The 13,992-nt window shown below is 38.4% G+C and carries 13 protein-coding genes; 11 read left to right on the forward strand and 2 right to left on the reverse strand.

The genetic code is table 11. The annotated features are described in order from the left end of the window. Nucleotides 1–22: 22 nt before the first annotated feature. Complete coding sequence (gene gpmI / locus ACLHDG_RS01350) at nucleotides 23–1,504, forward strand: 2,3-bisphosphoglycerate-independent phosphoglycerate mutase (protein WP_415407197.1); 1,482 nt, start codon at nucleotides 23–25, stop codon at nucleotides 1,502–1,504. On the opposite strand, the gene ACLHDG_RS01355 is transcribed toward gpmI, so the two are convergent. Continuing rightward, the gene (locus ACLHDG_RS01355) at nucleotides 1,501–1,839 is read right to left on the reverse strand and encodes a hypothetical protein (RefSeq protein WP_415407198.1); all 339 of its coding nucleotides are present in this window, start codon (nucleotides 1,837–1,839) and stop codon (nucleotides 1,501–1,503) included. The two genes, gpmI and ACLHDG_RS01355, sit on opposite strands and share 4 nt — an antisense overlap. Before the next feature lie 338 nt (nucleotides 1,840–2,177). Here ACLHDG_RS01355 and fabG point away from each other — a divergent pair, with 338 nt between their 5' ends. Beyond that, entirely contained in the window at nucleotides 2,178–2,921 is a 744-nt protein-coding gene (fabG, locus tag ACLHDG_RS01360) for a 3-oxoacyl-ACP reductase FabG (RefSeq protein ID WP_415407199.1), read from the forward strand. A gap of 119 nt (nucleotides 2,922–3,040) precedes the next feature. Here fabG and ACLHDG_RS01365 read toward each other — a convergent pair whose 3' ends face one another. Continuing rightward, nucleotides 3,041–3,709 carry a small multi-drug export protein gene (locus ACLHDG_RS01365; protein ID WP_415407200.1) on the reverse strand — a complete coding sequence of 223 codons (669 nt, stop codon included), beginning with the start codon at nucleotides 3,707–3,709 and terminating at the stop codon, nucleotides 3,041–3,043. Nucleotides 3,710–3,813: 104 nt separating this feature from the next. On the opposite strand from ACLHDG_RS01365, the gene ACLHDG_RS01370 reads away from it, so the two are divergent. From ACLHDG_RS01370 to ACLHDG_RS01410, 9 genes are all read left to right on the forward strand, one after another. Further along, the gene (locus ACLHDG_RS01370; protein ID WP_415407201.1) at nucleotides 3,814–4,467 is read left to right on the forward strand and encodes a response regulator transcription factor; all 654 of its coding nucleotides are present in this window, start codon (nucleotides 3,814–3,816) and stop codon (nucleotides 4,465–4,467) included. Nucleotides 4,468–4,598: 131 nt separating this feature from the next. After that, nucleotides 4,599–5,444: a sensor histidine kinase gene (locus ACLHDG_RS01375; protein ID WP_415407202.1), complete on the forward strand. Its 846-nt coding sequence runs from the start codon at nucleotides 4,599–4,601 to the stop codon at nucleotides 5,442–5,444. Between the two features lie 77 nt (nucleotides 5,445–5,521). Then, nucleotides 5,522–5,965 (forward strand): c-type cytochrome, encoded by a 444-nt coding sequence (locus ACLHDG_RS01380; RefSeq protein ID WP_415407203.1) that lies wholly within the window; start codon nucleotides 5,522–5,524, stop codon nucleotides 5,963–5,965. Between the two features lie 4 nt (nucleotides 5,966–5,969). After that, complete coding sequence (locus ACLHDG_RS01385) at nucleotides 5,970–6,635, forward strand: response regulator transcription factor (RefSeq protein WP_415407204.1); 666 nt, start codon at nucleotides 5,970–5,972, stop codon at nucleotides 6,633–6,635. A gap of 52 nt (nucleotides 6,636–6,687) precedes the next feature. Continuing rightward, the gene (locus tag ACLHDG_RS01390; RefSeq protein WP_415407205.1) at nucleotides 6,688–7,785 is read left to right on the forward strand and encodes a sensor histidine kinase; all 1,098 of its coding nucleotides are present in this window, start codon (nucleotides 6,688–6,690) and stop codon (nucleotides 7,783–7,785) included. Continuing rightward, complete coding sequence (locus ACLHDG_RS01395; RefSeq protein ID WP_415407206.1) at nucleotides 7,773–8,135, forward strand: hypothetical protein; 363 nt, start codon at nucleotides 7,773–7,775, stop codon at nucleotides 8,133–8,135. The genes ACLHDG_RS01390 and ACLHDG_RS01395 overlap by 13 nt, the downstream gene beginning before the upstream one ends. Before the next feature lie 231 nt (nucleotides 8,136–8,366). Continuing rightward, a complete protein-coding gene (locus ACLHDG_RS01400) occupies nucleotides 8,367–9,689 on the forward strand; it encodes a TolC family protein (RefSeq protein ID WP_415407207.1) in 1,323 nt (440 codons plus the stop codon). 74 nt (nucleotides 9,690–9,763) lie between these two features. After that, the gene (locus ACLHDG_RS01405) at nucleotides 9,764–10,846 is read left to right on the forward strand and encodes an efflux RND transporter periplasmic adaptor subunit (protein WP_415407208.1); all 1,083 of its coding nucleotides are present in this window, start codon (nucleotides 9,764–9,766) and stop codon (nucleotides 10,844–10,846) included. Then, nucleotides 10,843–13,950: an efflux RND transporter permease subunit gene (locus ACLHDG_RS01410; RefSeq protein WP_415407209.1), complete on the forward strand. Its 3,108-nt coding sequence runs from the start codon at nucleotides 10,843–10,845 to the stop codon at nucleotides 13,948–13,950. Before ACLHDG_RS01405 ends, ACLHDG_RS01410 begins: the two co-directional genes overlap by 4 nt. Nucleotides 13,951–13,992: the final 42 nt, after the last annotated feature.

Below are 13,992 nucleotides of genomic sequence, written 5' to 3' on the forward strand. Positions count from 1 at the left end.
ACAAAAACAATAAGGCTAATTAATGAGTATTCAAAAAACCATTTTAATCATCACTGACGGCATAGGCTGTAAACCAGATAGTACATGTAATGCTTTTAAAGGTGCGACAAAGCCAACGTATGACAAACTCTTTGAGAATACTCCAAGAGCACTTATCTCTACCCATGGACTTAGTGTCGGGTTACCTGAAGGGCAGATGGGGAACTCGGAAGTGGGACATATGACCATAGGATCCGGTCGTATTTTGTATCAAGATCTGGTCAAGATCTCTTTGGCACTTGAAGATAGAAGCATAGAAGAAAATCAGGCTTTAAGTGAAACTCTGGAAAAAAGTGAGCGTGTACATTTAATAGGGTTGCTAAGCGATGGGGGTGTACATTCACATATAAAGCATACCATTGGATTTGCTAAGTTGGCAAAATCCAGAGGGAAAAAAGTCTGCTTGCATTTGATCACTGATGGTAGAGATGTAAGTCCTACTTCTGCAAAAACTTATATAGAGCAAATTCAAGAGATTTGTGATGAAGATATCTCTATCGCTACCATAGGTGGGCGTTTCTTTACGATGGATAGGGATAATCGTTGGGAGAGAGTGGAGAAAGGGTATCGTGCTACAGCAGAAGCAAACCCTAGTACACCCCTTAGCCCTAAAGCATATGTCGATGAGAGTTATGCAAAAAATGAAACCGATGAGTTTATAGAACCTGTAGCGTTTGATGGATATGAAGGTTTGAGAGAGGATGATGTTGTCATTATGACCAATTTCCGTTCAGACAGAGTGAGAGAGATCACTGCAGCATTGGGTGATCCACATTTTGATGAGTTTGCATGCAAGTCTATACCACTTCACATCGCAACAATGACACAGTATGATGCAAGTTTTCCCTACCCTGTACTTTTTCCAAAAAAAGCACCTGAAAATACTTTAGCAGAAGTCATAAGCCGTGCAGGCTTGAAGCAACTTCATACAGCTGAGACAGAAAAGTATGCCCATGTCACTTTCTTTATGAATGGGGGGATAGAAGAGCCTATGGTAGGTGAGAGTCGAGTGCTCATCCCCAGCCCGGATGTGAAAACCTATGATATGAAGCCTGAAATGTCAGCACCCGAGGTAGGAGAGGCTGTGCGAACGGCGATGGATGAAGATTATGAGTTTATCGTAGTGAATTTTGCCAATGGAGATATGGTAGGACATACAGGGAACTATGATGCTGCATGTGTTGCTGTGAATGCTGTGGACAGAGAACTGGGGTTGATCATAGCCAAAGCAAAAGAGGATGAATATGCCATCGTCCTTACTTCTGACCATGGAAACTGTGAAGAGATGTGTGATGCGCAAGGGCATATACTTACAAATCATACCGTAGGTGAAGTATGGTGTTTTGTGCTAGCCAATGGTGTTACAAAAGTAAAAGAGGGGTGTGGGCTCAATAATGTTGCACCTACTGTGCTAAAACTGATGGGACTTGAGATCCCTGAAGAGATGGATGAACCACTGATCTAGCAAGAAAAAAGTGCTTGTTTGATCTTTTCAAACTCTTCATAGTCTTTGGGTGTGATCGTATCTGAATAGATAATATGATTCACTTGCTCAAGAAGATGCATTTTGCTCAGTTTATCATCACATAAAGCCTCATTGATAATAGCAAGATGTTCATCAAGGTCGTACTCTTCTTGCATCGTATGTTTTAAAAATGCTTCTGCTTCTCCTGGATCACAATCAAAGTCTGTTCCCATAAGTTTACAAAAAAGAGGTGCTTCTTTTTCTACATCTCTGTTGTCCATTTTAATGATATGTGCAAGTAATATAGCTACTGATCTTTTAATTTTCTTTTCCATATCTGTCCTTTCTGCTATTGTACCATAAAAAAATGGTACAATTTTGTAACTGAACCCTCTGAATAACCCTAGGTACTCATAACATTACTAGCTTTTGTCTAGGCTAGGCACTCTTTTGAAATCCTAGCCGTAGTTAAGATGAAAAAGCGTAACAACGCATAGGCGGAAGCTAGTGATGCCCGTAGGGTGGGCTTTGCAAACGCAATATTTCACAAGATATTCTCTTCAACTTAGCTATGGCTAGGTTTTAAAAATCTCTTGCAAAATCTTACATTTGCAAAACCCATTATGAGTGCCTAGGGTTATTCAGAGGGTTCAAAATATTATAAAGGCTAAAGATGAAATTTTCTGGGAATAATGTACTTGTTACTGGTGCAAGTAGAGGGATCGGTGCAGAGATAGCAAAAGGTTTGGCAGGTATGGGACTTAAAGTATGGGTAAATTACCGTAGCGGTGAAGCTGAAGCAAATGCAGTAAAAGCAGCTATAGAAGCTGAAGGTGGAAAAGCTGAAGTGATCGGATTTGATGTGAGTGATGAAGAGGCATTTGTTGGGGCTATGAAGCAGATAGTAGAAGCAGACGGTGAGCTTGCATATCTTGTTAACAATGCGGGGATCACTAAAGATAAACTTGCAATGCGTATGAAGACAGATGAGTTTATGGATGTGATCAATGCAAACCTAAAGTCAACATTTATTGGTTGTCGCGAAGCTGTGAAAGTCATGGGTAAAAAGCGTTTTGGTTCAGTAGTGAATATCGCTTCCATTGTAGGTGAAACGGGGAATGCGGGACAGACAAATTACGCTGCAAGTAAAGGTGGAACTATAGCAATGACTAAAAGTTTTGCGATAGAAGCAGCACCTAGAAGTATCCGTTTCAATACTATCACTCCAGGTTTCATTGCTACGGAGATGACAGATGTGCTCAAAGATGAGGTAAAAGATGCCTTTACCGCAAAGATACCAATGGGTAGATTCGGTGAGCCTAAAGAGGTAGCCGAAGCAGTAGCATTTTTACTTTCTGACCACTCTTCTTATATTACAGGTGAAACATTGAAAGTCAATGGTGGAATGTTTATGTGAGACCCGTTAAGCAAACGACAATAGTTTGTCGTTTGTAGGGTCGGAACCGAAGTGGTCGTAGTGAAACGGAGCCACGAAGGCTGCAGTGTTTCCAAAATTACATAAAAAAAGATAAATACTTACAGGGTACTTTTATAAAAATATTTTTTCAGAAGATACCATACCAGCATCATAGTGGCAGCAATGAGAAACCCCATCATAAGTATGTCACTATATGCGATTAAAATCTCTTCAAAATTCTTAATTAAATAGAACCATATTATGATAGCGATAAGTGTACTGGAAAGTACAACAAGCAGGGTCACATGATGCCGAAAACCGATTAAAAACCCTACAAAACTCGCTATTACCGGTCCTGTCATGGCAAAAGGCGTGAGTACAAATAAAAAAAGGCCGATCACACCATAACGTTTAATGATAGGCTTATATTTATGAGCAGTCACTTTCGATCGTTCCAGGAATTGATTGAGTGGTTGGTAAGAGATGAGGTAAAGCTTATTCCAAGAAAGTACAAAAAGTGGGTAGAGGATAAGTACCATAATGGATTCGATAAAAATGTTGAATGCAATAAGTAAGGTGGTATCCATTTGAGAAGCTATCCCTATAGAAAGCCCTGAGATTCTTCCGAAAATGATATTAGTAGCCGTAATACTGAGCAGTAATTGGAGATAGTTTGGAAAAAAAAGAGCAGAGAGCAGTAGTAGTATGAAAAAACAGCCCAATAAAGTAAGCCCTAAAATTAAGATATGACCCTCTTTATGTTTGAAAAATGAATGTTTGGTTTTCAAATATTTACCTTCTGTATAGCATATGGAATAAAATTATAACATGATAAATAATTTTGAGGTATAATAATTGTTAAAACTTTATACTATTTAAAGAAGGAATAATCTTGGCACGTATACTTGTATTGGAAGATGATCAACTGTTTAATGAAACTTTAGAAGACTTTTTAGAGGAGGAAGGGCATACCATACATTGTGCACTGGATCCTTACTCTGCACTTGAACTGGCCTATAAACATGTTTTTGATCTGTACCTTTTTGATGTAAATCTTCCTTATGAAAATGGCTTTGACCTTTTGGAAAAGTTGCGAGGGAGTGGAGATACAACTCCTGCGATCTTTTTAACTTCACGAGATGATAAAGATTCGTTGACCCAAGGTTTTAGTATAGGGGCAGATGATTATATGAAAAAGCCTATTGACTTTGATGAACTGTTGCTTCGTATGCAAGCTGTGCTGCGTCGTCAGGTAAGAAAAGAGAGAGTAGATATAGGTAAGTACAGTCTTGATACAGTGGCCAAGATACTCTACTGCGAAGATAAATCACTTGATGTGACACAAAAAGCCATTGAACTTTTGGTTTTACTTGTACAGGCAGATGGTGAAGTAGTGAGTAGTGATGAGATCAAAAGTAGACTTTGGGCAGCAGGACAGAATGCAAGTGACGGATCACTAAGAGTCTATATTACACAGCTTAAAAAGTATTTCCCCGAAACTATCTCCAATGTACGTGGTATAGGTTATAGATGGATAACAAACTAGAATGACAAGAATTATAAGCGTTAAAACGCAATGCAATAAATCACTAAATGATTTATGTGAAATTCAGTGTAAGCGAAGAACTTCTAGGTTAAAACCTGATGCAAGCTTTTCACTAAATGAAAAGATGTGAAATGCTGAGACATAAAAAAAAGATCTTACTTGCAGCATTAAGTTATCTATCAAGTGTTGCAGTACTTTTAAGTTTCCTGTATTGGTTTTTGAAAAATGAGGGGTTTTCAGAGTCAAATTTTCTCATCGGAAGTGTTCTCGTGCTTGTATTGGCTGCGGGATGGGGGTACATTATCTCTTCACATCTGCTTGCACCCAAGGCAGAGCTTGATGCCAATCTTTCACACCTTAGTTCAGAGATACTCCATGAACTTAATATCCCCCTCTCTACTATAAAAGCAAATACTACTTTGCTTAAAAAACGTACTGAAAATGAAAAATCTTTGCAGCGTCTTAACCGTATAGAGGCTTCTTCTGTAAGACTGGAGAGGCTTTACAAGGAGTTGGTTTACAGTATTAAAAAAGAGATACATCCTATTGAAAAAGAGAGACTTTTGCTGGAGCCACTGTTGCGAGAACGTATTGAGACACTTGAAGCATTTGGAAGAAACAGATTTTCTTTGGATGTTGGGGAAAAGGTCATTGAGATAGATAAGATCGGTTTTGAAAAAATGATAGATAATCTGTTGATGAATGCCATGAAGTACTCTTCAAAAGAAGCACTTATAAAAGTAACACTTAAAGAAAATACATTGATGATCATAGATGAGGGTATAGGGATGGATGAGACACAATTGCTTAGAGTGTATGAACGCTACTATCAGAGTGATAATCAACAGGAAGGTCAGGGTATAGGGTTGGCTCTGGTCAAAGCATATTGTGATGAAGAAGGGATAGAGATACAGATCCAATCTGAAAAAGGGTCAGGTACGAGCGTAAACTTAAATTTAGAGAAGGTTCATGTTTAATTCACTTTGGTATATTATCATGGTTATAGAGGGTAACTCTGAAGAGAGATATCCTAAATAAAAAATAAAGGGTCATTGTGAAATTTAAAATTACATTATTGACATTAGGAACGATCGTTGCTTTTAGTTCTTCTGTGCAGGCAGCTGAGACTGCCGAAGGACTTTACGATGCCAAATGTGCCACATGTCATACCAAAACAAGACCTACAGATATGTCTAAAGTTCTTGCCCCTGCTCTTATGGGTGTGATGAGACATATTAAAATGGCTTACCCTAACAAAGATGAGGCTGTGAAGTTTATGATAGACTATGTACTGGATCCTAAAAAAGAGAAGGCTATCTGTATGCCACAAAAAATTGAACGTTTTGGTTTGATGCCTTCGCAAAAAGGCAATGTAACAGAAGCTGAACTGGAAAAAATAACAAGTTGGATGTTCGATAATTTCCCTCCTGCAGATTTTAGAGGCATGGGACAGGGAAACAGACAAGGTAAAGGGCAAGGCAGAGGACAGGGTAACTAAGTAGATGACACAAACTATTTTACTGCTTGAAGATGATGTACAGCTTAGTGATACCATCAAGCAGTTCCTTACATTTCAAGGCTACGAGGTGTTTTGTGCCTATGATGGATTACAGGCACAGGATCTTACGTATGAAAAACATATTGATTTGATGCTTTTGGATGTAAAAGTGCCACATTTAAATGGTTTTGAGTTCTTAAAAACAGTTCGTAGCGAGGGTAAAGATACACCTGCTATTTTCATCACATCACTCAATAGTGTAAAGGATGTTACTCAAGGATTTGACAGTGGATGTGATGACTACATCCGTAAACCTTTTGCTCTTAAAGAGTTGCTTGTAAGAGTAGAATCTTTACTCAAACGTACCTATGGTACTTATGAGGAAAAGATAGACTTGGGTAATAGTCTGTTCTTTGATACCAGGTCATTGTTGTTGACACAGGAAAACAAAAGGGTTTCTCTTAAAACCAAAGAGTTAAAACTACTGGCTCTTTTTTTGCAGTATCCCAGTGAACTGTTAGAGTATGAGAAGATATTTGAAACACTATGGGAGTATGATGAAGAACCAAGTGCAGGATCTCTTCGTACATACATTAAAACACTTCGTGCTGTGATAGGCAAAGAGAAAATAGAGACGATCAAAAATATAGGCTATCGGTTTGTTGAATAGTGAACAGAGAAGTTTAGTCCGCTTTTTGTTGATCTACCTAGGATCAACTTTCTTGCTTTTCTCCTTAGCTTCTTGGATATTTTATGTTTCAAGCAAACATCATTTACTTGATGAGCAAAGAGAAACGCTTAAATACCAATCAGAAAACATTAAATCAAAATTGCGACTATTGCATAAAACTTTTGATGATATACTTATCTATCCAGGAAGTAAGACTTTTGATTCTGCTATTTTTGATCTGGATAAAGTGTATATTTTTGGTACTTTTGCAAATAGACCCACATTAGATCAAAGTGATCATTACAATGATGAAAAAAGACTGTATCATGTGACTAAGATAGAACCTCACTATTTAGGTGCAGCCTATCTCATGGTTTCCAAAGAGATAGATAAAAGTCCTATTAGCGCCTTGCAGGAAAAGATAATATGGTTTATGCTGGCTGCAGGTCTCTTCTTCACTACTTTAGGCTATTTCCTAGGAAGACGTTTTACTGCACCTATGCGTGATTCTATAGAGCAGATGAACCATTTTATACAAGATACAACACATGAACTCAATACACCCATTAGTACCATCTTGACCAATATTGAGATGATAGAGACCTATGGAAAACATGAAAAAAGTGAAGAGTTGCAGCGCATTGAGATCGCTTCTAAAACACTGAGCCGTATCTATGAAGATCTTACCTATCTTAATCTTAACAATGATTATTATCGGGAAGTGAAACCAGTCAATATCACGAAACTGATAGAGGAAAGAATAGTCTATTTCTCCACAATGTTGCAAAGTAGAGGAATTACCGTCCGGTTGGAATTGATACCGCAAAAGATATTGGAGATCGATCCAAATGACGGGGTACGCCTCATAGATAATTTACTCTCTAACGCTATAAAATATAACAAAAAAAATGGTACTTTGACAGTAAAGCTTACAGAGGAGTCTTTACGTATCATAGACACAGGTATAGGTATTGCCCAAAAAGATCTGAAGGATATTTCTAAACGTTTTAAGCGTGCAAATAAAAGTGAGGGTGGCTTTGGTATCGGACTTGATATTGTCAACCAGGTTGTCAACTCTTATGGATTTGTTTTACACATTACTTCACAACTGAACAAAGGAACGGAGGTTGAGATAAGATGGAAAAAATAATATTCTTTTTTGCTTTGCTTTGTATAGTGGGACATGCTCAAGATGTAAACGTAGAAGATAAACAGCAGTTACAAAAAGAGTGTTTACAGTGTCATGTAGATCAGCAGATCCCCAGTGCTTTGGTCTATAGGCGTTACCTTATGAAATATAGTACTTCCGAACGTATGCAAAAGGCAATATTTGCTTATATCAAAAACCCTGATCAAAAACACTCTATCATGCCTCCTCAGTTCTTTTTGAAATTTCCTATGAAAGAAGCAACAACTTTAGATGATGATATGTTACAAAAAATGATAAAGAGTTACCTAAATACTTTTGACGTAAAGAAAAAGTTGGTCTTGCCTAAATAATCCCAAGTAATTCACTTTACGTTCAGATTGGTGTTGTATCCTATACGCTTAACTCAAATTATGCAATAGCAATCACAAAACTAGCATATATCATTGTGTCTAGGGCATTCATAGAAAATTATCGCTTAACCTTTGGGTTAAACTTAAATTTTCTGTAAACACCCTAAACATAAGCATAAACGCTATTTTCGTAATCCTATTGCATATTTCGAGTTTAATTTAGGAGACAGCATGATACGTATTTTTTATATACTTTTATTGACAATGCCTCTGTTTAGCAGCACTCTGGATGGACTCATTGATTATGCTATGAAACACAGTACCGTGGTAAAGCAGAGTCAGGCACAAATGGAATTGGCACAAGCTAATCGAGAAGAGAGTACATCTGCACAGTATGGAAGTATTGATCTTGTAGGGAGTTATACCCGTTTTAATCTTCCTAGAACCCTGATACCTTTAACTCCTGTGACCATACTTGTTGATCCTAAAGCTGTCGCAACCACAAAGAACTTATGGAGTACAGGAGTGATGTACTCCATACCGCTATTTACCGGTTTTGCACAAACAAGACAGGTAGAGATGGATTCAATTGCTACAAGACTTTCACAGAGTAAGTTGTCATTAACAAAAGAGCAACTTGCATTTAATGTAGCTTCTCTTTATCTTTCTATTTTAGCACTTCAGGAAATGTCATCTGCGCAACATAAACATGTAGATTCACAGAAAAAATTAAAAAATGTTATTGCAAATGAGGTCAAATTTGGGAAAAAAGCACAAATAGACCTGCTAAAAGCTGAGAATGATTTGTATGGAAATATATCTTACCTTGAAGTACTAAAGGGGAATATAGCCATCACAAAAGCCTCGCTGGCAAGTCTTGTGGGTATGGATCGTATAGGATCTATTAAATCCATAAAGGTTTCTGTTAAAAAACCAAATTATTCTATAGGCAGATTGTTAAATAAAGCTTCTTCTTTACATAAGGTTGCCATTGCCGATCTCAATATTAAAAAGGCAGACAAGGGTATAGAAAAGAGTGAGTCCAGCAAACTTCCTCAAGTCTCACTTAGTAGTTATTACGGATACAACTATGGAGAAAATGATTCAAGTAATCTTTACAGTGGAGAGTTTGAAAAGGAAAAGAACTGGCAGATCGGGCTTAATGCGAAATGGACACTGTATGATTTTGGAAAAAGCGATGCTGCTACACAAAAAGCAAAGATCGCACATATGCAGGCAGAATTTGACAAGCAGCAGACGCTTCTGGATCTCAAGAAATCCCTGATCGAAGCATCTGAGAAAATGAAGCAGGAGTACGCAAATTACCGAAGCAACGTTAAGCAGCTTACTTTGGCCAAAAAGAGTGAAAAGATCGAAAAAGTCCGTTATCACAATGGTGTATCTACGATCAACGATCTTCTTTATGCCAAGAGTCAAACACATTTGGCATCTGCAAAGTTGATAGAGAGTAAATATAATTATCAAAAAGGGAAATTTTATATGGATTATTTGTTAGAAAGAGGCTACAAGCCGACTTCTTCTGACCGCAGGTAAAGCTTTAGTGAGATGAATTTTTAAGGGGCTTTGCCCTTTGAAAAGAAGAATAATATAAAAAGAGGGGTTAAATAGTGACTAAGAAGAAAATTATTATCAGACTGGTTTCGATCATTGCTGTAGTGGCACTTGCGATTAAAGGTAAAGGACTTTTGGAGAGCAGAAAAGCAGAAATAGCTAATCAAGCTTTACCTACTGTTGGATCAGTAAGTGTATCAGTAGTGAATTCCACTCAGGGGATAATGCAAAATAGAGAGTCTTATTTGGCACAAGTGGGATCAGATAAAAGCATCAATCTCTCTACTAAACTGGCTGGATATGTGGAACATGTATTTGTGGAGGAGTCTCAAAAGGTGAAGAAGGGTGAGGTACTTGTGCAGATTGATGAGACAGAGTTACAGTCAACTATCCAAGCTGCAGAAGCTACTCTTATAGCACAGCGTAATGATCTGGAATTGGCAAGAAGTATTTATACGCGTAATGTGAAGCTCTTCAAAGTAGGAGGACTGGCTAAAGAGAAACTCGACATCTCAAAAGTAGCGATGAAAGCCAAAAAGGCAATTACCCAAAACACTATACAGAAAATAGAACAACTTACCCATCAACTCTCTTACCTAAAGATCGTAGCTCCTTTTGATGGAGAGATTGATGCTATACTCCTTCATGAGGGTGATCTGGCAGCATCTGGTAAAGCTATTCTCAGTATGAGCAGCGGAGTGAAGAAATTAGTCTTTGCTTATGCGCCTCATAATACCTCTATTGCAAAAGAGCAATTGGTTTTTGCAAAAGATCAAAAGATCGGTAGCATTAAATCTATCTATACGATCTCCCAAAATGGTTTGGTGAGTGCAGAGGTTAAACTGGCTTCTGTACTTGACTTACCTGTAGGAAGCAGTATGAACATTGAAGTACTGACAAAAGAGGACAAGGGATGTATTGTCCCAAGTGATACAGTATTACATAAAAAAGAGGGTACTTTTGTGATGACCTATGCAGAGGAAAAATTTTCTCCTATGAAAGTAAAAGTAGGGATGCAAGATTCTAATCGTATGCTGATATCTCCTTGTCCTGCACTCCCCATAGCGCAAGCAAGCGAAGTAAAGCTGGCACAACTACCTGCATATGATAAAGTAAATATCATAGGGGCCAAAAAATGAGTAAAGAGTCCAACTCCCTGGTAGAGAAGATTCTGAGAAAACCTCATATTATCCTTGCTTTTCTGGCATTGCTTGTTTTGACCGGCATTACGGGTTACGATAAGATGCATCGAAACCTGTTTCCAAACTCCAACTATCCTGAAGTAGCATTGGTTATTGTTCAGCCTGGAGCATCAGCCAAGACGATGGCAAGCAATATTGCCGTACCTGTTGAAGAGGAACTTTATGCTTTAGATGAGATACGACGTGCCTATTCCAATACCATTGATGAAGTTACGGTTATCAGGGCAGAATTTGAATACAGTAAAGACATCGATACAGCAGTAAATGATGTTACGAATGCTCTTTCTAAGATCCGTGCGAAACTTCCAAAAGATATTAAAGAACCGCAGATCATCAAAATTACAGAAGCAACAGCACCTGTTCTCGTAGTAGCGATGTCTCCTAAAGGTGATACATCACTTACACTGGAAGATATCCGTGACCTTGCCAGCAGTGATATTAAACATAAATTGTTAAAAACCAAAGGTATAGCAAATGTTGATATCTTTGGTGGTTATGAAAAAGAGTTGCAGATCATTGTTGATAAAGATAAGTTGGACAGCTACCATCTCTCTTTGGGAGAGATCATCGCTACACTGCAAAAAAATGATAATGAATATGCTGTAGGTTTTGTAAGTAATCAAGAACAACGTTATCTGCTCAAATCACAAGGTAAAAGAGACAAAGTAGGTAGATTAAAAGCCTTGATGCTTACACCCGAGGTGAAACTCTCAGATGTGGCTGAAGTCTATTTTGGACATTATGAAAATACTGCTGCATATTATGGGAATGGTAAAGCGGCGATCGCTTTATCCATTCAACGTTCTGTCTCTGCAGATGTCATTCAAACTATTGATAAAGCAGAGCATGTTATTGCTGACTTTAAAACACAATATCCAAACATCAATTTCGAAGTGAGTGACACCCAAAAAGAGACGATCGTTCAGAGTACGACAAATATGTTTGAGGCCCTTCGGGATGCTATTATCATGTCAACGATCGTTGTTTTTCTCTTTTTGGCAAGTTTCCGCCAGATACTGGTAGTACTTGTAACGATTCCTTTGGTCTATGCTTCAACCATTGCATTGATGAGGTTGTTCGGTATAGACTTTAATGTTATTACACTTACAGCGATTATCTTGGCATTGGGTCTGTTGTTAGATGACACAGTAGTGGTGATGGAGAATATAGAGAGGCACTACAGGGAGCTGGGTAAAGATATACACAGAGCTGTTTTTGATGGAACAAAAGAGATCATGTTCGCAGATTTCTCGGGTACAGTGACAACGATGATCGCTCTCTCACCGATGCTTTTTGTAGGTGGCTATCCTCAGACCATTTTTGCACCACTTGTGTCTACGCTGCTATTGGCTTTGTCAGCTTCGTATGTTATCTCTATTGTTGCAGTGCCTTTACTGTCATTGTATATTTTATCGATCCAACATCCACTTTTACTTAAAGTTGAAAATGCCTTTCACTCGCTTACTATTCGTGCCAATGATATTACTCAAAGCTTCTTTTCATCTATTGTAAAGGCTATTACTTCCTCTAAACTTTTAGGTTTTGTGTCGGTTGCTGTGCTCCTCGTACTTTTTGCGATCTCAGCTAGAGTCGTCATGCCTGTGGTTGGTCAAGAACTTATGCCACCGATGGACACAGGTGGAGTAAATATTAAGATCACCACAGATGCGAACCTTCCTATAGAGAAAAGTGAAGCAATCATGCAAAAGGTAAATAAGATCATCGAAGAGCAAGGTGAGCTTCTCCGTATTTCCGGGAGTATTGGTTCTGAAGCAGGTGTATTGAGTATTGGGTCTGGTTCCGGGATAGATTATATTTTTGTTATTGCTACCTATGTAGACAGATATAAAAGAGAGGCCGATATTTGGCAGATCTCAAGAGCATTACGTGAAGAGATAGCTAAAATTCCTCATGTGAAGTATTTAGATATTGCCCCTGCCGGTTCAACAGCAATGTCGAGTATCCGTGCGAGTGTGGATGCAAAGTTGAGTTCTTCGGATCTTAATTCACTGCAAAGCTCAGGACAAGAGGTGGAAAAAGCTTTACAGAAAACACAAGGTATTGTTTCAACTTCCATTTCCTGGGATATGGATAAAGTAGTTTATAATCTCAATATAGATGAAGCTGAAGCGATGCGTTATGGACTCAAGCGTTCAGATGTAACGGCACAACTGCAGCTAGCCCTACGAGGAGCTCCTGTTGCTACTTTCGCAAAAGATAACAGTATGGACTACACAGTAAGAGTGTGGTTACCTAAAAAACAGATAGATGATTTCAATACGATCTTAAGTATGCTTATCGATACCCCTAAAGGCAAGATCCCTTTAAATAAAATCGCTACTTTAGACTTTTCCAAAGAGCCTAGCAGTATCACAAGAGAAGGGCTTGAATATACGCTTGAAGTGTATGGGAACAGAGAAAAAGGTGCCATTTCACACATTATGGCAAATTTTGAAAAACAGCTTGAAGAGGTAACACTTCCCCAGGGTGTAGAATTGGAACAGATCGGTGATGTTAAACAGTTTAAAGCAGCAGCCGGAAGAATGGTAGGGGCTATTGGTATAGCCGTCATACTTATATTCTTCACCCTTGTCATGATGTTTGCCAATGTGAAGATATCATTGATGATACTTTTCTCTATTCCCTTGACGATCATTGGTGCATCATGGACGATGCTTGCCGTAGGATATCACACCTCTATGCCGGCAATGATGGGCTTTATGTTGCTCTCAGGGGTAATTGTAAACAATGCCATCTTGCTCATTCACTTTGCTATAGAGCAGATACAGCTAGGCATGAACAAAAAAGATGCAATGTTAGAGTCTATTAAGATCCGTACACGACCTGTACTTATGACAGCCATTGCAGTCTCCGCAGGTATGCTTCCTGTAGCACAAGGTGCTGCCATAGGACTGGAGAGACTGGCACCATTGGGTGCAGTTGCCATAGGTGGACTTATTATAGGTACTTTTATGACTTTAGTGTTTATCCCTATTATGTTTATCTGGACAGTCAAAGAAGAGAACGTAAGAGCAAATTAATTTATTAAGGCCCACGCAGGAGCATGTGTATAGCCAAGGGAA

Origin of the sequence: Sulfurovum iocasae, assembly GCF_047716765.1 — a bacterium.
GTDB lineage: Bacteria > Campylobacterota > Campylobacteria > Campylobacterales > Sulfurovaceae > Sulfurovum.